The 21,261-nt window shown below is 27.7% G+C and carries 20 protein-coding genes; 6 read left to right on the top strand and 14 right to left on the bottom strand.

Annotated features, from left to right (window positions below; genetic code table 11):
- Positions 1-7 precede the first annotated feature (7 nt).
- The 4 genes from X275_RS05370 to X275_RS05355 are packed head-to-tail and all read left to right on the top strand — an operon-like array spanning position 8 to position 4,776.
- Positions 8-1,042, top strand: coding sequence for a M20/M25/M40 family metallo-hydrolase (locus X275_RS05370; RefSeq protein ID WP_047267876.1), 1,035 nt, complete (start codon positions 8-10; stop codon positions 1,040-1,042).
- The gene (locus X275_RS05365) at positions 1,035-2,072 is read left to right on the top strand and encodes a M42 family metallopeptidase (protein WP_047267875.1); all 1,038 of its coding nucleotides are present in this window, start codon (positions 1,035-1,037) and stop codon (positions 2,070-2,072) included. The genes X275_RS05370 and X275_RS05365 overlap by 8 nt, the downstream gene beginning before the upstream one ends.
- Complete coding sequence (locus tag X275_RS05360; RefSeq protein ID WP_047267874.1) at positions 2,072-3,070, top strand: M42 family metallopeptidase; 999 nt, start codon at positions 2,072-2,074, stop codon at positions 3,068-3,070. Before X275_RS05365 ends, X275_RS05360 begins: the two co-directional genes overlap by 1 nt.
- 11 nt (positions 3,071-3,081) lie before the next feature.
- On the top strand, positions 3,082-4,776 hold the full coding sequence (locus tag X275_RS05355) for a hypothetical protein (protein ID WP_047267873.1): 1,695 nt from the start codon (positions 3,082-3,084) through the stop codon (positions 4,774-4,776).
- Between the two features lie 35 nt (positions 4,777-4,811).
- Here X275_RS05355 and eno read toward each other — a convergent pair whose 3' ends face one another.
- The 8 genes from eno to X275_RS05315 form a co-directional block, all read right to left on the bottom strand.
- Entirely contained in the window at positions 4,812-6,104 is a 1,293-nt protein-coding gene (gene eno, locus X275_RS05350) for a phosphopyruvate hydratase (RefSeq protein ID WP_047265753.1), read from the bottom strand.
- 13 nt (positions 6,105-6,117) lie between these two features.
- A complete protein-coding gene (gene pyrH, locus X275_RS05345; RefSeq protein WP_047265752.1) occupies positions 6,118-6,816 on the bottom strand; it encodes a UMP kinase in 699 nt (232 codons plus the stop codon).
- Positions 6,817-6,863: 47 nt separating this feature from the next.
- Entirely contained in the window at positions 6,864-7,463 is a 600-nt protein-coding gene (gene tsf / locus X275_RS05340) for a translation elongation factor Ts (protein WP_047267872.1), read from the bottom strand.
- A 64-nt stretch (positions 7,464-7,527) separates the two neighbouring features.
- The gene (gene coaD / locus X275_RS05335) at positions 7,528-8,016 is read right to left on the bottom strand and encodes a pantetheine-phosphate adenylyltransferase (RefSeq protein ID WP_047267871.1); all 489 of its coding nucleotides are present in this window, start codon (positions 8,014-8,016) and stop codon (positions 7,528-7,530) included.
- An 18-nt stretch (positions 8,017-8,034) separates the two neighbouring features.
- Complete coding sequence (gene mnmA, locus X275_RS05330) at positions 8,035-9,120, bottom strand: tRNA 2-thiouridine(34) synthase MnmA (RefSeq protein ID WP_084825121.1); 1,086 nt, start codon at positions 9,118-9,120, stop codon at positions 8,035-8,037.
- A complete protein-coding gene (locus X275_RS05325) occupies positions 9,080-9,559 on the bottom strand; it encodes an RrF2 family transcriptional regulator (RefSeq protein ID WP_047267870.1) in 480 nt (159 codons plus the stop codon). Before X275_RS05325 ends, mnmA begins: the two co-directional genes overlap by 41 nt.
- Before the next feature lie 4 nt (positions 9,560-9,563).
- Positions 9,564-11,750 carry a peptidoglycan DD-metalloendopeptidase family protein gene (locus tag X275_RS11050; protein ID WP_052913651.1) on the bottom strand — a complete coding sequence of 729 codons (2,187 nt, stop codon included), beginning with the start codon at positions 11,748-11,750 and terminating at the stop codon, positions 9,564-9,566.
- Positions 11,750-12,406, bottom strand: a complete 657-nt coding sequence (locus X275_RS05315) for a DUF2225 domain-containing protein (protein ID WP_047267869.1) — start codon at positions 12,404-12,406, stop codon at positions 11,750-11,752. Before X275_RS05315 ends, X275_RS11050 begins: the two co-directional genes overlap by 1 nt.
- A 204-nt stretch (positions 12,407-12,610) precedes the next feature.
- Between X275_RS05315 and ftsY the strand changes: the two genes are divergently transcribed.
- A complete protein-coding gene (gene ftsY / locus X275_RS05310) occupies positions 12,611-13,516 on the top strand; it encodes a signal recognition particle-docking protein FtsY (protein ID WP_047267868.1) in 906 nt (301 codons plus the stop codon).
- Positions 13,517-13,538: 22 nt separating this feature from the next.
- Here ftsY and upp read toward each other — a convergent pair whose 3' ends face one another.
- Complete coding sequence (gene upp, locus X275_RS05305) at positions 13,539-14,174, bottom strand: uracil phosphoribosyltransferase (protein ID WP_047267867.1); 636 nt, start codon at positions 14,172-14,174, stop codon at positions 13,539-13,541.
- A gap of 112 nt (positions 14,175-14,286) precedes the next feature.
- On the opposite strand from upp, the gene X275_RS05300 reads away from it, so the two are divergent.
- Positions 14,287-15,462: an ABC transporter permease gene (locus X275_RS05300; protein ID WP_047267866.1), complete on the top strand. Its 1,176-nt coding sequence runs from the start codon at positions 14,287-14,289 to the stop codon at positions 15,460-15,462.
- Between the two features lie 39 nt (positions 15,463-15,501).
- On the opposite strand, the gene X275_RS05295 is transcribed toward X275_RS05300, so the two are convergent.
- The 5 genes from X275_RS05295 to X275_RS05275 form a co-directional block, all read right to left on the bottom strand.
- Entirely contained in the window at positions 15,502-16,686 is a 1,185-nt protein-coding gene (locus X275_RS05295) for a glycine C-acetyltransferase (protein ID WP_047267865.1), read from the bottom strand.
- Between the two features lie 11 nt (positions 16,687-16,697).
- A complete protein-coding gene (gene tdh / locus X275_RS05290) occupies positions 16,698-17,735 on the bottom strand; it encodes an L-threonine 3-dehydrogenase (protein WP_047267902.1) in 1,038 nt (345 codons plus the stop codon).
- 154 nt (positions 17,736-17,889) lie between these two features.
- Positions 17,890-18,399, bottom strand: a complete 510-nt coding sequence (locus X275_RS05285; RefSeq protein ID WP_197072601.1) for a hypothetical protein — start codon at positions 18,397-18,399, stop codon at positions 17,890-17,892.
- The gene (locus tag X275_RS05280) at positions 18,374-19,222 is read right to left on the bottom strand and encodes a cyclic nucleotide-binding domain-containing protein (RefSeq protein ID WP_047267863.1); all 849 of its coding nucleotides are present in this window, start codon (positions 19,220-19,222) and stop codon (positions 18,374-18,376) included. Before X275_RS05280 ends, X275_RS05285 begins: the two co-directional genes overlap by 26 nt.
- Before the next feature lie 23 nt (positions 19,223-19,245).
- A complete protein-coding gene (locus X275_RS05275; RefSeq protein WP_047267862.1) occupies positions 19,246-21,258 on the bottom strand; it encodes a transglycosylase domain-containing protein in 2,013 nt (670 codons plus the stop codon).
- Between the last annotated feature and the right edge of the window lie 3 nt (positions 21,259-21,261).

The following is a 21,261-nucleotide window of genomic DNA, read 5'->3' as shown; positions in this document are numbered from 1 at the left end:
TTATAAGATGAAAACAACAGAAATTCTAAAAAAATTAAGCGATGCTATAGGTGTTTCAATGTATGAAAATGAAGTGAAAGAGACAATTAAAGATCTGGTGATTAAAATTTCAAATAATATAGAGATTTTTGATGCAGGAAAAGGATCTTTAGGAATAAAATATGGGAATGGAAGTAATAAAATAGGACTGTTTGCTCATATGGATGAAATAGGGTTAGTTATTTCAAAAATAATTGATGAACAATTTGCAATGGTTCATACTATAGGCGGGGTTGATCCAAGAACATTGATTTCAAAAAGGGTTAAGTTTAAAACGAAACAGGGATTTAAATTAGGAATTGTAGGAATGCTCGCACCACATCTTCAAAAGCAGGAACATAGAAATACTGCACCAGATTTCGATAACCTATATGTGGATTTTTCTATTGATGGTGGAACAGAAGATATTGAAGTTGGTGATATTGGCGTTGTAGATGTAAAATCAGAAGAATTGAATAATAAAATAACAGGTAAAGCTCTTGATGATAGAGCAGGATGTGCAGTTTTATTAAAAACTCTCGAATATTTAGAGAAATATAAAATTGAAGATAAAAGCATTTATTTTTTATTTAACCAGGGTGAAGAAATAGGATTAAAAGGTGCAAAAAGAACTAGTTATGAGGTAAATCCAGAAATCGGAATAATTGTAGATGTCACTTTTGGGAGTGATACACCACCACATTTTGAAAAAATAGAAATGGGAAAAGGGCCGGCAATAGCGATAGGACCAACTATGAATAATGAAGTAACAGAAAAAATAATAAAAATAGCAGAAGAATATAATATAAAGCATCAAATTGAGCCATTACCTATAAGAAGCGGAACTGAAGCAGACATTGTTCAGATAGTTAGAGAAGGTATTAAAACAATAGGTATATCTATACCAATTTTAAATATGCATTCTTCTGTAGAAGTTGTTGATCCTTCTGATGTAGACAATACAGCAAGATTAATAGCGCAATTTATTGTAGATTATAACAAAGAAGGTGAAAATGATGAATGAGCTTTTAAAATATTTGCCAGAACTTACAGAGTTACCTGGAATTTCTGGTAAAGAAGAAAAGGTTAGAGAATATATTCTTGAAAAAATAAAAAATAAAGTGGATGAATATCATGTAGATGTTATGGGAAATTTAATAGCAAAAATAAAAGGGAAAGATTCATCAAAAAAGGTCATGTTGCTTGCACATATGGATGAAGTAGGGTTTATGGTGACTAAAGTAAATGATGATGGAACCTTTCATATTTCTCCAGTAGGTGGAGTTGATCCTCGTGTGGTTTTTGCTCAAAGGCTTAAAGTTAAAGGAGAAATTTTATCTATAGTACAAATTAAACCCATACACTTATTAAATACTAATGAAAGAAAATCAAAACCGGATTATACATCTTTTAAAGTTTATACAGGTTATGAAAAAACAGAATTAAAGAAAAAAATAAAATTGGGAGATATGGTAACATTTGATACAAAATTTTATATGAGTGGTGATAGAGCAGTTTCAAAAGCGTTCGATGACAGAGCAGGTTGTTCGTGGATGATGAATTTAATTGATAAAATTCAGGAAGGGTATAAGCCAGAATATGATACTTATTTTGCTTTTGTTGTACAGGAAGAGGTTGGATTGCGTGGAAGTGGTGTAGCTGCGCATTATATTAAACCTGATGTAGCTCTGGTTTTAGAGGGAACTACAGCAGGAGATTATCCTTTATTGGATAAAGATAAATGGGCAACACATCTTGGTAATGGACCTGCTACATTTTTTATGCATTCAGGTGTGGTATTATCAAAAGAAATTTTTGATAAAATTATATCAGTGGCAAAGGAAAATAACATAAAATTGCAGTTTAAAATGAGAACTGCAGGAGGAACAGATGCCAGAAGGCTTGCAACAACATTAGATGGTATTCCATCTGGAATATTGGCAGTGCCATCACGTTATATTCATTCACCTAATACAATTATAGACATTAATGATTATATCAACGGATATAAATTATTAGAATTATTAGTTCTTGAAGGGAGGATATTAAAATAATGAAAGATTTAATAAAAAAATTAACAGAAATCAATTCTCCAAGTGGTAGAGAAAAGAAAATTAGAGAAATTATTATAGACGAAATAAAGGAATATGTTGATGAATATAAAGTGGATAAGCTTGGGAATTTAATTGCTATAAAAAAGGGTTCAGGAGAAAAGACGATATTGTTTGATGCACACATGGATGAAATAGGACTTGTAGTTACACATATCACAGATAGTGGCTTTTTAAGAGTAGAGCCTGTTGGTGGTGTTAACCCAAAGGTTTTAATAGGGGCTAAGGTTCAATTTAATGGGCATATTGGTGTAATTGGGTTTGAAGGCGAAACCATGGAAGAATATTCTAAAAACATGAATAATTTAAGTTTTGATGTATTATTTGTTGATATAGGAGTTTCTTCAAAAGAAGAAGCAGAAAAGATAGCACCTATAGGGACATTTGGAACCTACTATGCACAATTTAATGATTTAGGAGATAAAGTTATCTCAAAAGCACTCGATGATAGAATAGGTTGTGCTATTATGATTGAGGCAATAAAGAGAATAGACACGCCTAAAAATACAATCATTTTCGCTTTTACTGTTCAGGAAGAAGTAGGATTAATAGGTGCATCGGTAGCTGGTTATAATTATGACATAGATATGGCAATAGCGCTTGATGTTACGGCTTCTGCAGATACTCCAAAGGCTTTTAAAAGGATGTCTATGAAATTAAATGAGGGCCCGTGTATAAAGATAAAAGATGGATATACTGTAAGTGATAAATTTGTTGTAGATACATTAAAAGAAGTAGCTGAAAAAAATAATATAAAATATCAGATGGAAGTTTTATTATTTGGCGGAACTAATGCGGGAGGATATCAGACGACAAAGTCAGGAATACCTTCAGGAACAATATCAATACCTACAAGATATATACATACGCCTCATGAAATGGTTTCAATAGCAGATGTTGAAGAAACTGTAAAATTTGTGGTGGCATTATCAAATAATTAATTGGTGATGAAATGAAAAAACATGAAGTTTTTAAAGATTTTTTTGTTTTTAGTTTAGTTATATTTATATTATTATATTTAATTTTGATTATTGTAAATATGATGTATGTTGAAAGAACGGTTGAAGAAATAGTAGACCGTTCTTCTGTTTCTGTTGTTAATATAATTAATGACTATAATGCGAGATATATTAATTTTTCTCAAATTTTTAGCAACGATATTAGAATTAATTCATATGTAAAATCACTTATTATATTTTCTTCCGGGAATCACGTATCAAATAACATAATTTTTAATAATACATATAATAGATTAGATGAATATATTAATGAAAAAAAAGATGTTGTGTTATTCAATGGAAAAATAATTATAAGTGATTTTAGTGGAAATATTATATATCCGAAAAAAATTAATTTTTTAAATTATACGATATTTGAAAATAATTTGAAAGAATTGGAAAACAGCACAAATTTAATAAAAAGTTCTCCTGTTTTTTCATTTAATAATGAAAACTATTTTTATTTGACTACATTTATTTTTGATATTGACCAGATACCAATAGCTTATATTTCTTTTGAAATAAAAGTGAAATTTGATCATTTAAAAAGTTTTTCAACGGATGATATTAAATTTTATATAGTGGATAATAGAACGAAATTAATCTGGCCCAAAGTATCTTTACCTTATTTTATATATTCTAAAATATTTTTATCTAAAGAAAAAATAAAAAAATTTTATTTTAATGGGAAATTATATACAATTAATAAAGCAGATTTTGGAGATAGTGTTTATGTTCTTTCTATTTTTGAAAGTAAAAATCTATCGAAATTTTCAATAGTATTTTTTTCTATGATAACATTCTTTTTTTCCGGAATATTAATTTTCTGGATGAGAAGATATTTTAAGCATGAAAATAATATTTCTAAAGAATTATTCAGGATTTCTTATAATCTTGGAATAGAAGATAAGAACTTAATAAAAACAAGTATAAAAAAACTGAAGCATATAAATAAAGTTATTTTCCGTGATGTAGAAACATTTGAAGATATAGAAAATAATATAATCGATGCAATAAGAGTTTATGAAGATATTATTTATATATCTTTTTACAAAAAAAGAATTAACGAAATAGATTATTTTTCATATAATATATATGTTTCTGAAAATTACAATATAACAAAAGAATATTTAGAAATATTAAAGACAACAAAAGAATTTTATATATATTCGTTTGGAAAAAGAATTTTGGACTTTGATGGTTTTTTACTTATAAAAGAAGAAAAATTTAGTGATTTAGAAAAAGACCTTTTTTTTAATGGTGTAAAATATATGTTAAACAACTTATACATAAAAATAAATAATATTAGAGATATAGATGAATTTAAAAAAATGTTTTTTGAGAAAAAGTTTAAGAATGTTTTAATAGCCAAGTTTACCGAAAGTACGATTTCATTAAAAAATATAGATATATATAAGAGCAATGTTTTTAAATACAAAAATAATTTAATTTTTTTAAATACGTTTCGATATAATTTAAATCAGGAAATTATTGAATATATTGAGGTATTAAGTGAGTTTGAAAATAAACATGTTAAATTTATAAACTTTCAAATACCCAAATATAGTAGTAAAAGAAAGAAACTATTGAGAGAAATAGAAAAGATATTAGATATGAAATGGGAAAATGTAGAAAGTTCATACTGGTAAAGTTAAAAGGCGCTTTAGCGCCTTTTAACTTTTATTTATTTTTTTATTGAATAGAAAGCTTTTAATCCTCTAAATTCTGCAATTTCACCAAGTTCTTCTTCTATTCTTAATAATTGATTATATTTTGCAATTCTTTCACTTCTTGATAATGAACCTGTTTTGATGAATCCAGCATTCATAGCAACTGTTAAATCTGCAATAAACGTATCTTCACTTTCGCCTGATCTATGAGAAACGACATTTGTCATGTTTGATTTCATGGCTAATTCCATAGTATCCAATGTTTCTGTAACCGATCCTATTTGATTTAATTTGATTAAAATAGAGTTTGAAGCTTTCATGTCGATACCCTTTTGTAATCTTTTTACATTTGTTACGTATAAATCGTCACCAACTATTTGTACCTTGTTACCAACTTTTTCGGTGAATTTCTTATAAGCTTCCCAATCTTCCTGGTCAAATGGATCTTCAATAGAAACAATTGGATATTTATCAACTAACATTTCATAATATTCCATAGCTTCTTCCGCTGTTAATTCTTTTCCATCAATATTATATACCTTCTTTTCTTCGTCATAATATTCTGAAGCAGCACAATCTAAAGCGATAAATACATGTTCACCTGCTTTATATCCAGCATCTTCGATAGCTTTTATAATAAATTGAATAGCTTCTTCGTTTGAATTAAGATTTGGTGCAAAACCACCTTCATCACCAACTGCTGTAACATGACCTTCCTTTTTTAATAATGATTTTAATGAATGAAATACTTCAGCGCCTGCTCGTAATGCATCAGAAAATTTATCAAATCCTGCAGGAACAATCATAAATTCCTGAATGTCTAAATTATTATCAGCGTGTTCACCGCCATTTATAATATTCATTAAAGGTACAGGTAAAACCTTTGCGTTTGGTCCGCCTAAATATTTATATAAAGGTAATCCTAAGGAATCTGCTGCAGCTCTTGCAACAGCCATAGAAACTGCCAAAATAGCATTTGCACCTAATTTTGATTTGTTTTCTGTGCCATCGAGTTCTAACATAACTTTATCAATAAGTGGCTGATCAAAAACATTAAGACCTACTAATTCTTTTGCGATAATTTCATTTATATTTTTGACAGCAGTTAATACACCTTTACCTTTAAATCTTGATTTATCGCCATCTCTTAATTCTAAAGCTTCAAATTTTCCTGTTGATGCTCCAGATGGAACAATAGCCTTGCCTGTTGCGCCACTAACTAATTCAACAACAGCTTCAACTGTTGGATTGCCCCTTGAATCTAAAACTTCTCTTGCATTTACAGCTACAATTTCATCATACCACATAAATTCCACCTCCCTAAGGTTTAACAAAAGTTCCTATTTTTGAATCGAATAAGGAATTCATTAAATTTCCTTTTTTAAAGAAATTTAAAACAATAATAGGCATTTTATATCTTTTACATATTGAAAAAGCTTCAGTATCCATAATTTTCAAACCTAAATTTATTGCTTCATCATATGATATTTTATCATATTTTTTAGCATCTTCAAATTTTTTAGGATCTTTATTATATATTCCATCCACTTTTGTTGCTTTAATCAAAACATCTGCTTTCATTTCAACAGCACGTAAAGCAGCTGCCGTATCTGTGGTAAAGAAAGGATTAGATGTTCCACCAGCAAAAATAACAACATATCCAGCATTAAAATATAATTCTATATCATCATAATGTATAATTCTTACAGAGGGTAGGTTAACAATTTGAGATACAACAACTGTTTTAATTCCTTTTTTCTCAAAGTAATCCTTTAAGTAAAGAGCGTTAATTACAGTTCCAAGCATTCCTATGTGATCCCCAATGCTATTTGTAACATCCTGTAATTCGCGCCCTCTGAATAAATTACCGGCACCAATAACCATTCCAAGCTTAATTCCATTTTTTACAACTTCTTTTATTTCATTGGAAAGATATTCAAGAGATTTTTCATCAAAACCTTTTTTATCTTCTCCAGAAAGGACTTCTCCACTGAGCTTTAATAGTATTCGTTTATACATAAACTCTCCCCCTTTTTCCTTAAAAAAAAGGGTGGACAAAGACCACCCTATTCACCTATTTCAAATCTTGAAAATCTTGAAACCTGAATATTTTCTCCTATTTTAGCAATTGCGTTTGTAATAAGATCCTTAATTTTTTGGCCTTTTTCTTCTGCAAACACAAATTCCTGTTCTAATAAACAGTTATCTTCATAAAATTTGTTAACTTTATTTTCAACTATTTTTTCGATAATATGTTCTGGTTTTCCAGATTCTTTCATTTCTTCTTTATATATTTCTCTTTCTTTAGCAATAACTTCTTCCGGAACATCTTCCCTCTTTATCCATTTTGGTCTCATTGAAGCTATTTGTAAAGAAATTTGTTTTGCCAATTCATGGAATTCTTCAGTTCTTGCAACAAAATCTGTTTCACAATTTAATTCTAATAAAACACCAATCTTTTCATTATGGTGAATATATGAATAAATAATACCTTCACCAGTGCTCCTGCTTGCTTTTTTAGCAGCTTTAGCAGCTCCCTTTATTCTTAAAATTTCGACCGCTTTGTCGAAATCACCTTCAGCTTCTATTAAAGCTTTTTTACAATCCATCATTCCAGCACCGGTAGCATCTCTTAACTTTTTAACATCTGCAGCAGTTATAGCCATTTCAATTCCCTCCTAATAATTTCTTTAAATTCATAAATATTTTAACATAATTACTTTTCTTTTTCTAAACAGTGTTATTACTAATTTTTTTAATTATCGCTTTCTCCACATTTTCTGGAACCCATTGAGAAATATTCCCGCCAAACTTTGCTACCTCTTTTACTATTGTGGACGAAATAAAAGAAAATTCTGTATCCGTCATCAGAAATAAAATTTCCACATTTTTATTTAACGATCTATTTGCATTGGCAAGTTGAAGTTCGTATTCAAAATCAGAAACAGCTCTTAATCCTCTTATAACAACATTTATTTTTTTTTCTTTTGCATAATCTACTAGTAACCCTTCATAGCTTTCAACATGTATATTTGGAAAATCTTTTAATGAATCTTTTGTAATTTTAATTCTTTCTTCTTTTGTAAAAAAATATCTTTTATTAACATTATGCAAAACCACAACATATAATTCATCAAATATTTTAGAAGCACGGTTAATTATATTCAAGTGACCAAAGGTTATAGGATCAAAACTACCAGGATATATAGCTCTTGTCATTTCAAACCTCCGTAAGTATTATAAGTATGTTTTAATTTTCCCAGACCCTAATATAACTCCATCATTATCATAAACAACGGCAAACTGACCTGGAGTAACTGCAAAAATAGGTTCTTTGAAAATTACTTCTATTTTATCAGAATCTATTTTCTTTATGTAGGCATCCTTTTCTTCATTTCTCTTTCTAATTCTGCATTTTGCCTCAATTTTTTCAAAATCTACAATAAAATTAAAATCTTCTGCAATTAAACCTTTAAAATAAACTTTCTCAGTAGGAGCAACAATGATTTGATTAGTTTCAGGTATTATCTTATAAACATGCATTTTTATATTTGGATTTTTGAAATATTTAATTCCTGTTCTTTGCCCAATAGTGTAATTAGTATATCCGCTATGTTCGCCTATAACATTTCCATATAAATCCAGTACTTCGCCTTTTGAAATAATAACTTTATTTTCTTTTAGAAATCTTCTATAATCATTATCAGGTATAAAACACAACTCTTGACTATCAACCTTTTTAGCTATATTTATATCTAACTGCTTTGCAATTTTTCTTATTTCGTCTTTGGTATAATAACCATTAGGGAAAAAGATTTTCGGAATTGCTTTTTTATCAATATATGCAAGAAAATATGATTGATCTTTTGATTTATCAACGCCTTTTTTAATTACATATGTATTGTATTTTTCTGAAAATTCTCTTATTGCATAATGTCCGGAAGCAACATAATCTGCATTGTATTCTTTTAATAAATCAATAGCAAGACCAAACTTGAAATATTTATTACATAATATACATGGATTTGGAGTAACCCCATTTTTATAATCATTTATAAAATAATCGATAATTTTTTCTCTGAACTCTTCATAAATTTTAATAATTTTTAATTCAAAGCCAAGTTTATCAGCTATTCTCATTGCGTCATATGTATCAGAAGGACTACAGCAAATTTTTTTCTTTTCAGGAATTTTGATAAATATATCATCAGGCATTGTTTTGAAATGAACGCCTATAATATCATATCCATTTTGCTTTGCTAAAAAAGCCGCAACGGAGCTATCAACTCCCCCGCTCATCAACATTATTAATTTTTTCTTCAACAGTGTTTCCTCCCATTAATTCAATTTTTTCTCCTAAATTAACTAAATCAGCAAGAGTTATTTTAGAAAGTTCCTGCATTAAAATAGTATTTATTTTTTTCCATATGTATCCTACAGCACACTCGGAACCAAGAGTTTCACATTTTCCCGTTACAACACATTCATATGACTGGAAGGGTTTGTCGAGTATATAAATTACTTCGCTTAATTTTAAATCTTGAGGTTCTTTACTTAAAGCGTAGCCACCATATCGACCTCTTACAGAATCAACGATGCCATATTCTCTTAATTCACTAAAAATTTTTTCCAAAAAATCTTTTGGTATTTTTTGTTTAGAAGATAATTCGTTTATAGAAACTCTTTTTATGCCGCTTTTATGAAATATAGCTAATTCATATAACGCTCTTAAAGCATAACTGCTTTTAACTGTCAATCCCATAATTTTACCTCCTGCTTTTTTTGCCAACAACATATACATTTACATTTTTAGTATTTTGAGCAAATCTGACGTCATTAATATATATGTCCAATTTATTTCCAATTATTTTTGAACCTATATCTTCAATTTCAAAAAAGCCATAATTAGGTGAATTTCTGAATTCTGGAATATATATAACAGTACCTAAGGGTAAAAAATCTGGATCAGCTGCTACGGTTACCCAGGGTCTTGGGACCTTTTGTGACTTTGTTAATCTAAATGCCGGGTAGTATATGATTTTATCATCCCATTCTGTATAAAATGTAGCTTTAAAATCACCAATATACTTGAAAAATAATCTCATAGGATCTTTAGGCTCACCATTTTTCCATATTTCAAAATTAAATAATTTATCTTTTTTTACTGTTCCGATTATTGTGCTATTATCAACCCATTGTCCATTTTTAATTTTTATGGAAAGGAGATTTGAATAAACAGTTAAAACACCATTACCATGATCTATTTTAATATAATATGAATTATTCTTCATTTTTCCAGTATCTACTATTTTCCCAGGCAAAGCTGGTTTAATATATTCATCTTTTAACGGCAGTATTCCAAGGCCTATAGATACTCCAGTAGATATTCTGTCACCAAATCTTATAACAATACGTTCATAATTTGAAGGTAAAGTATAACTTAATGGCCAGGTCAAAAATTTCTCTATATTTTTTACAGGGATAATAATTTTTTGTCCAACTCTAATAGTTCTTGGATCATCAATATTATTAACTACTTTTATTAAATCTACACCATTATATCCCAATCCGAATGCTAAAGCAATTTGGCTTAATGTATCACCAGATTTTATTTTATAAATTATCTGATCATTACTTCCAAAAAGTTCTTTTATCTCAGCGTTAGAAAATGAAATCAAAGCATTTGTCAATTCACGTTCTAATTCATCTAATTTTGTTTTAAACTTTTCATCAAAAGTATTTAAAGGTCTTGAAGATAATAATTCAAATGAATTTTGTAAATCTTCAATAGTGTTATCTAAAACTGCAAATTTTTCTTCCAGATTTTTTATTTTAAGTAATTCTTCACTTTTAGTTTTATAAAATAGTTTAGCTACTTCTCTTTGAGTTTCAGCTTCAACAGAAGAATAAACATATTTTTTTAAGTTTTCTTCATTTATTAAATCATCTGTTTTATTTTTAAATGTTGAATAATCGTTTTTTAAGGAATCTAAATCTTTTTCAAGTGTTTCAAAATTTATTTGCCATATTTTATCCAGTGAATTTACAGTTTTTAATAGGTTATCAATATTTTCTTTCACAGAAATATCAATAGATTTTTTAATTTCTGTGGAACTAAGTGTAATATTATAAATGTTTTTCTCTAAATCGGACAACTTATTATCTAAATGTTTACTAATTTTGTCTAAGTAAGTAAGACGCTTATCTAAATTATTAATATTTTTTTCTACAGATGAAAAATTATTTTTATTGTGATTTATATAGTTTAATAGTTCGGTATATTTGCTAAACATGGAAATATTAATATTTGTTATGCTTGAATTTAGAGTAGTTATATCTTTGTTTAAAGATTTTATAGTATCTTCAAATTGTTTATTTAACAAATTAAATTTTGAATCCACATAAATTTTATCATTTTCAAATATAGTTGAATCTTTAGTTATATATTTTTTGATTAAAGTATCAAATTCATTCTTTTTTATTGTATTTTTATTTAAGTCATTTAATTTATTCGAAATTTCTTGAAGTCTATTATCTAAAGCCGTTATAATTTCATTATAATATGTTTCATCTTTTATATTGGAAAAATTTGAAATATCTGTTTTTAGATTTTTCAGTGAGTTATGCAGGGTATTTAATTCGGAATCATATTTTTTCAAAATTTTTTGAATATTTGTATTTGAAGCATCCATTGTAGAATATATACTATTTATGTTTTTTTTCAATAAAATAATAGTATCAGAGAGGCTATCTACTTTTTCATTAAAAACGGTAATATTTTCGTTGATTCGTTTTAAAGAATTCTCATAGTTATTTATAGAGAGTTTTAAAAGTGCTATTTCATTTTCAATATTTTTTAATCTGTCTTCTGAATTGTTTTTTGTTTGTTGAAATAAGGAACATGAGTTAAAAAGCAAAATTACAATTATCAAAATAAATATATATCTTTTCATCATATATCACCTTTCAAAAATTCAGCTTTTTTTACATAAGGATTTCTTGATTTTTTATATCTTCCAATAAGTTTGTTGAAAAATTCTTTGGCTTCCTTTTTTTTCCCTATACGCAAATTTGTATAACCTTTAAAAAAATAATATAATATAAGTTCTTCGTCAGAATTTAGGTCTTTAAAATTATCTTCAAGAATATTTACAGCAGAAATTAATAATTTTAATTCTTCCATGGTTTTGTTTTCATCCCTGAAAACCCATGCAAGTCTGATAAGACTTTTTGCAACATTTCCTGGACGATTTAAAATGCGATAAACAATTCCTGCAAGCGCATATTGTTTTTTCAAGAAATCAATCGACTTATCTTTGGAATTGCTGATTTTTCCAAGTTTGTCTCGAGTTCTTTTTAAATAATTTTTTAGTTCTTTTTTTGTCTCTTTAGAAGTTTTTCTTAAAACATCAGAATCTTCAGAAAAATATGTAAATCCGCACTTTGGACAGGTTAAGATAGAAAAATTAAGAGGATTTGGCCCCTTAAATATAGGTTTTAAATCATCTTCGTATTTTTCAATTCTTATACTATCATATTTAATTTTAGTAAAATTAAAAGCTTTCCCACAAAGGGGGCAGGTAGTAGAATCTTCCCAGAAATCTCCCATTTTATACACCTCATTCTTATCATATAATACTAAAAATATTTTACCATTTCATTGCAAAAATTCCAAATATAATAAATTAATATTTAGTTATTTATTAGATTGTTCCTGATAATTAAGTATTAATTTTTTATGATATGTTTTGAAATAAGAAAAATTAATGATAAAATATATTCTAGATATAAAATTATAATCAGGAGGTTGATTATGGGATTTTTTAATAAGATAGCTCAGGGATTAAAAAAAACAAGAGATAAATTTTTTGGAAATATTAAAACATTATTTTCCGGTAGAAAATTAGATGAAGAAGTTTTGGAAGAATTAGAAGAAATAATGATTTTATCAGATGTTGGTGTTGAAAGCACAAAAGATATTATTGAGAAATTAAAGGAAAGATATAAAAAAGAAAAGAGTGAAGATCCGTTAATTTTATTAAGAGATATTATGATAGAACATCTCGATAATAAACCAATTAATTTATCTCCAGAAAAGAAACCATATGTTATTCTGGTAGTTGGAGTAAATGGAACTGGTAAAACAACAACCATAGCAAAACTTGGGAAGATTTTTAAAGAAAATGGTAATGATGTAGTATTTGCTGCAGGAGATACATTCAGGGCAGCAGCAATTGAGCAATTAAAAGAATGGGGAAAGAGACTGAATATAAATGTAATTGCACATTCTCATGGTTCAGATGCTGCAGCAGTTGCATATGATGCATTGAATCATGCGTTATCAAAGAATAAAGATGTAGTTATAATTGATACTGCAGGAAGGCTGCATACAAAAAGCAATTTAATGGAAGAACTGAAAAAAATAAAGAGAGTAATTCAAAAAGTGATTCCAGATGCACCACATGAAACGCTTTTAGTATTAGATGGAACAACAGGGCAAAATGGTATAATACAGGCACAGATATTTAAAGAAGCAATTGATTTAAGCGGAATAGTAATCACAAAGTTAGATGGTACCGCAAAAGGTGGAATAGCCTTTGCAATTAATAAAGAGTTGAATATACCAATTAAGCTGATTGGAGTTGGTGAGAAAGAAGATGATCTGCAGCTTTTTGATCCTGAAAGCTATTGTAACGCATTATTAGGTATAAAAGAATAAAATAACCGATGCATTGCATCGGTTATTTTGTTCTGAATAATCTATCTCCAGCATCGCCAAGACCAGGGATAATATAAGCATGATCATTTAATTTTTCATCGAGAGCAGCAGTAAAAATTTTAACATCCGGATAATCTTTTTCAATATTTTTAACGCCTTCCGGAGCCGCTAATAATGACATAACAATAATATTTTTAACACCAAATTCTTTAACCTTTTTTATGGCGTATCTAATTGAAAAGCCTGTTGCTAACATAGGATCAACAATGAATACATAGTGATTTTCACTAAATGGTGGGAATTTTAAATAATATTCTATAGGTTTTAAAGATTCAGGATCACGATAAATTCCTAAAAAACCTATACTTGCATTTGGTACAAGACTTAAAATTCCATCCATCATACCAAGACCGGCCCTTAAAATAGGAACTATAGTTATTTTTTTATCCTCTACCATCTCACCAATTGTTTGTTGAATAGGTGTTTCAATATTTATATTTACTGTAGGTAGATTTCTTGTAGCTTCATAAGTTAGTAATTGTGTAATTTCTTTTAAAAGTTCTCTAAATTCTTTTGGTCCAGTTTTTTTGTTTCTCATAATAGTAAGTTTATGTTTAATTAAAGGGTGTTCTACAACTGTGAGATTAGAAAAATTCATTTTTGTACCTCCTTTTTTATCTTCTTTTAACAATTATACCATAAAAATACTTGGAACAATTTAAATTTTTTGATAGAATATATAAAGATTTAGGAAAAAACGAGGTGATTTAATGAAAATATTGTCGTTGATGAAATATGAACTCATTAAAATTTTTAGAAATAAAGGTTTTTTAGTGACATTGATTTTAGTCCCATTTTTGTTATCTTATTTAGGATCGAATCTATTTCCAGAGAATATGTTGTCAGACTATAAAATAGCTGTATATAATGAAGATAATAGTTTTTTGGGGAAATTTGGATTTCTTTTTTTAAGTCAATTTTTTAAATGGAAAGATGCTGTTCAAATAACGACAAAATCAGAATTAATTGAAGCTATAAAAAGTAATGAATATGATTCCATACTGATAATACCTAAAGGATTTATGAGTGATTTAAAAAATTATAAAGAAACGAAACTTATTTTAGTACCTAATCCCAATGACCTTGATAGTAGTGTTGCAATTTATACAGTTGTAAAGGCATTATTTAATGAATTATCTGGTATTCCGGAGATTTCTGTTGGTTCAACAACTCAATTTTTATTAAAAGGCGGAATATCGGTGGATAAAGATAGAAACCCACCAGAGATTGAAATACAAATTCCGAATATAAAAGATGGCAGTTTAACAAATATAAAAAATGCGTCTCTTGATTTTCAGGATATGTTAGCCCCGTCTGCTATATTGGTACTAATCTTGATTTTTTCAATGGGAGGAATTGGTATTTCTGTATCTCAAACAAGAGAAAACGGATTGTTAAATATATATAGAGCAAATGGGTTAAAAATATGGGAGTTTTCATTATATAAATTGTTTACATATATTATTCTGGGATTAGTGTCGAGTATTATAACCTATTATGTTTTTCAATATTTTGGAAGTAATTTTGTTGGTGGAGAAATATCAATGATAATTTTGATAATCTTAAATGTCTTAATGTTTGCTACATTGGGGTTATTAATTTCGGCAATATCCAAAACAACTAAAACAACAACATTTATATTAGCTGTTTTTATAGGAACAATGATATTATTTGGAGATGTTTTGATTTCGATACCAAAGGATTCTATCTGGTATAAATGGTCTTATATTCTTCCTATAAAATATTCTATAGATTCATTTAGAAAAGTTGCATTATTGAATTATAATCTTTCTATGGTATCAGGAGATATCTTTGTAATAATTTTATTTACAGTATTATCATTTATAATTAGCCATATATTTCTCTCATATATTGAGAAAAAATAAGTTTTTCCACAAAATAAAATCGCAGTGAAAACTGCGATTTTATTTTATTATATTTAATTCTTTTCCTATTTTTTCAAATTTTTCAACTGCAAAATCAAGATCTTCTTTTGTATGTGCAGCGCTGATCATTACCCTGATTCTTGCTAATCCTTTAGGGACAGTAGGATATCCTATTGATTGAGCGAAAATTCCTTCTTCAAATAACCTTAAACTAAAGTTTTTTGCAATTTTGGCATCATAAAGCATCACAGGAGTTATTGGAGTCTCACTGTGCCATGTATCAAATCCAAGAGCATTTAATTTATCATTAAAATATTTAGCATTATCCCATAATTTTTCAACCACTTCGCCGCTTTCAACCAATATTCTTACAGCTTCTAAAGCTGCACCAGCTTCAGCTGGAGAAAGAGAACTGCTGAATAAAAATGGTCGCGCTTTCTGTTTTAGATAATCTATTAAGACCTTTTTACCTGCAATAAAGCCACCAACAACACCAAATGCTTTTGATAATGTTCCAACTTCTATATCGACTCGAGAGTGTAAATGGAAGTGATCAACAATTCCTCTACCGTTTTCACCAAGAACACCTTCACCATGAGCATCATCAACCATAACAATTGCTTCATATTTTTCTGCAACTTCAACTATTTCCGGTAATGGAGCTAAATCTCCATCCATGCTGAAAACCCCATCAGTTATAATTAAAAGTCTTCTTGCACCATTTTCTTTAGCTTCTTTTAATTTTGCTTCAAGATCTTTAACATCCTTATGTTTCCATACATATTTTTTTGCTTTTGAAAGTCTAACGCCGTCTATAATGCTTGCATGGTTTAGTTCATCTGATAAAATTGCATCTTCTGCTGTAGTTATTGCTGGAATAACAGCTTGATTGGCATTAAAACCAGATTGTACTACTAATGTTGCTTCTGCTTTTTTAAATTCTGCTAACTCTTTTTCTAATTGATGATGTATATCCATTGTACCTGCGATAGTTCTTACTGCACCAGGGCCAACACCATACTTTTCAACCGCAGCAATGGCCGCTTTTTTTAGCCTGTCATTGTTTGCAAATCCAAGGTAATTATTTGAACAAAGGTTTAAAACTTTTTTGCCATCAACCTCAAACCAAGATCCTTGAGCACTATTTAGAGTTCTAATAGTTACAAAAAGACCATTTTCTTTTAAATCTTTCATTTCATTATTTAATTGATCATAAAAATTCATAAAATTCCCCCTTATTCTGAAATTTTTAATATGATTTTTCCACTTTTTTTGGAATTCATAAGTTCAAAACCTTTTTCAAAATCTTCTATTGGCAAAATATGAGTGATTAATTTTGAAAGATCTACTCTTTTTGTTCTCAACCATTCTGAAGCGATTTGCCATGTTTCGAACATTTTTCTTCCTGTAATACAATGTATTTTAATTCCTTTGAATACAGCAGTATTCATAACAAACGGAACAGGATTTGTAGGGAAAACACCTAAAATAGCGACTTCTCCAGCGTTTGTTAAAGATTCTATTCCCTTATTCAAAGCATCAGGATTTCCAGACATTTCCAGTAATACATCAACACCATCATTGTTTGTTAAATTCATAACTTCTTTAACTAAATCTTTTTCCAGAGGATTTATTATATAATCAGCACCCATTTCTTTTGCCATATTAATTCTATATTCAGAAATTTCACTAACTATTACAGTTGCAGCGCCAGAAATCTTTGCGATTTGAATTGCGATAGCACCAATGGGACCAGCACCTGTTATTAAAACAGATTTTCCTCTTAAGTCCACGGAAGTTACAGTATGTATGGCATTTCCTAAAGGTTCCATGACAGATGCAAATTCCTTTGGAATGGAAGGATCCAATTTCCATAATACTATTTCTGGAACAACAACATATTCAGCGAAAACTCCATCTCTATCTACACCCAGTATTTTCATGTTTTTACACACATGCATATTTCCAGTTTTACATTGTTTACAAACACCGCATGGAATATGAGTTTCTGCTGCTACAATATCTCCAGGTTTTACACCTTTAACCATCGAACCAACTTCAACAACTTCACCAACAAATTCATGTCCGTCAATTTGAGGAGTTTTAATCCTTTTCTGAGACCATTCATCCCATTTCCATATATGTAAATCTGTTCCACAAATAGATGCATTTAAAACTTTAATTTTTACATCATCTGGATTTTTGATTTTCGGAATTTCAACTTCATCTAATACAAAGCCTTTTCCTGGTTCTTTTTTTATAATGGCTTTCATAGTATTCAAAATTTTTCACCATCCTTATTTTGTATTCAATATTTTGTATTCAGTAATAGTTTAACTCAAAAATGAAAAAAATTTCAATGTCATTTTTTTCAGATTATTCTCTATTACAGATATTATGGGACAATAATATTAAAATATATTCAATTTACTCAGGATTATAATAAAAAAATTCATCATCTTCTTTAATTAGTTCTTTCTCAACTAATTTGTATATTCTGTCTTTATCTATATAATTAAGTATAAAAGCTTTTGGTAGTCCTTTGATTTTGCTGCTTCTATTATATATTTTTCTTAAGTTTAACAATAAAATTTCGTCTTCTTTTTTTTGCATAAATGAGGCGATTTCTAAAAACGTTATTTTTAGATTTAAGAAAAATTTATCGTAATAATCTTTATCTTTTAAAAGTTCAGTAAATAACTGATATGATTCTTTTTTGAAACGCGTTTTTCCTACCTTATAATAATCTATAATATTTATTCCGAATACTAAAGAATCAAGTCCAAAATAGTCTCCATCACAGAAAACCTGTCCAAGTTTTTCTTTATCTTCATATTTTAAAATTGAAATAACTATACCATTTTGAATATATGCGATTTCTCGAATATCTTTAGAAAGATTTTGTATTAATTCACATTTCATTTTTATCACCAACATTTTTTTCATCAAATATATTGGAAAAAATTTCATAATTTTCAACTCTAATCAACATTTCTCCCCATGCTGGAATTCCCCAGAATCTTAATATTTCTAAATACTCTTCAAGAATATTCTTTACCTGATTTTTATCATTACAATAAATACAGGATAAATATAAGAAATATTTAACTAAAGCTCTATCTTCGATTTCAATTGATTTTTCAAAACCATAAATTAAATCTTCACAGAGTTGGGGATTATCGCTATTTTTTCTTATATAATTTGTTGTAAAAACAATAATTCCAGCTAAATCTAAGTTATCTTTATTAAACATTGATTTAAAATTTTCTGTGGCAGTTTCTAGATCTTCTGGAAGTTCAGATTCAAAAATTTCACCAACATTTAAAATTTGATCCAATTCTGCTAATAATATATCTGTCTCATCAAGTTCCATATCTTCAATTAAGTCTTTTCTATTAGATATTCGTGCTTTTGAAATTAATAATTCATATATGTTTGGAGTTATATTGTATAAACTTTTAAAAAATAAATTTATATACAATTTTGATATGTGCTCTAAAAATAAAGAAAATTCTTTTTCTTCAAGTATTTTTTGTATAGAATTTTTATCAAGTTTTAATACTTCAACCTTTGTATTAGCAATATAACTTTCCAATAAGGGTTTTCCTGTTATAAAACTCATAGTTCCTATAAATTCTCCAGAACTTAATTCATGATTTCTAAGAGAAGTATGTACTTTCCCAGATATTATATAATAGCAAAAATTGTATATTTCGTTTTCTTTTAATAATACTTCGCCGGGATTAAAAAATTCTTTCATAAAAACACCTTCTTAATAAAGTTTTATTTTATTTTATTATAAAGATCAGGGAAATAATAGTCTAAAAATAGTTTTTCTTTAAAAAAATAATTATAAATAGATGGTTCCTGTAAATCCATTAAATTTATGTATTTTTTAATAGTTAAAGTATCAAGTTCAAAAAGATTTTTTAAATTTTCTGATAAATTTTCATATTCTTTTATAAATTCATCTGGAAATAACAATTCAATATTTTGTATGAATTTAATATAATTTTTTTTACTGATAGATAAATAGTCTTTAGTAGTAAATTCTGATATGAAATTATCAATAATATTTTTAGAAGAAGATATTAAAAAATAATTGAATATTGGAACTTTTTCTAAAGAGTTATACGAGTAGTAATTATTGAGTATTTTTCTGGCTAAGGGAATTGCATGCGTGGTTGATAATAAAAATTTTCCATCTTTTCTTACAGAAATAGTAATTTTCCCATCATATCCTGTAAACCATACAGATGATTCAGCAGTTCCTGTTTTCCCATAAAACTCTTTTTTTACTGAAAATAAAGTTTTAGCAGTTCCTTCTAAAACTACTTTTTTTAATATTTTATTCATTGTATTGTATGAATTATTGTTAATATTTTGTATTTTTCTATCAATTTTAGGTATTTTTTTGTATATTAAATTTCCGTTTTTATCATATATTTCTTCAATTATATAAAAATCTGGTATTATTCCATAATTTGGAAAAATGGAAAATGCCCTTGCAATATTATATACATTACTTTCCAATGTTCCAAGGGACAGGGTTATATCATCAGGATAAAAACCATTTATACCTATTTTTTTTAGAAAATCTGTTACGGCAAATATTGATTTTTGAGTAGTATTTTCTAAATTTCGAAAAAGATTAATTGAAGGTATATTTATTGAATCAATTAAAGCCTTTTCAAATGTAACTTCACCTCTAAATTTTTTATCAAAATTTTTCGGACTCCAGTTTCCAATTTTCAATGGCTCGTCAGTTAAAAGATCATTGATATTATATCCTTTATTTAAAGCTAATAGATAATAGAATGGTTTAATAGTTGAACCAATCTGCCTGTTTGAATAAAAAGTATCATATTGAGAACCAAAAAAGCTTAAAATTTTTCCTGTTTTATTATCAAGTATAATTGCGCTTTGTGAAGATTGCCATGAATTTTTAATTGTTTCAAATAAATCTCTATTTATAGTGGATTTTACAATATAACCACCACCATGTAATTTAATTTTTGATTCTTCACTTTTTATTGCGAGTAATAATTGAAGATTATTTTTATCAAAAAACACCTTTTTAAATATAATATTGCTTAATTGTTGTGTATAAATTTTGTATTCATCGTCGGATAATAATTTATTATTTTTTAATGAGTTTAATATTATTAATCCCTGTTCTTTAGCTCTTGATGGATATTTATAGGGGTTATAATATTCTGGAGCATTTATAATACCAACTAAAATTGATATTTCAGCTAAATTTAAATCTTTTAAATCTTTTCCAAAATATCTTTTTGCAGCAGCTCCGAATCCATTTATATCATTACCAAGGTAGGCTATATTTATATATGCCTCTAAAATGTCATTTTTTGTATAATAATGTTCAACCCAGAATGATAAAAAAATTTCTAAGATTTTTCTTGAAATTCGTTTTTTCTGAGATAAATAAACATTTTTTACAACCTGCTGTGTAATCGTGCTTCCACCATAAGTTGTACCACTTTTTATATTTGTTATTATAGATCTAAGTGTTCCTTTTAAGTTGAATCCAGGATGTCCAAAAAAATCCCTATCTTCTGACCATAACAAAATAAAAAGTAGATTTATTGGAGCTTCTGATAATTTCGTATATATAAATTTTGGAGGTAATATTTCATTTCCATTTGAAAATACATATGTATTATAATTATTATTAATAGAAAAAATAGATTTATTTGCAAAAATATTAAAAGTATAGATAAATAGTACGATTGCTATGATTAAAACAGTAAAAATACCAGATAAAAAATATTTCAATGC

Source organism: Marinitoga sp. 1197 (assembly GCF_001021165.1).
GTDB lineage: Bacteria > Thermotogota > Thermotogae > Petrotogales > Petrotogaceae > Marinitoga.
Note: the sequence above shows the minus strand (reverse complement) of the source record. Positions and strands in the feature narration are given on the sequence as shown.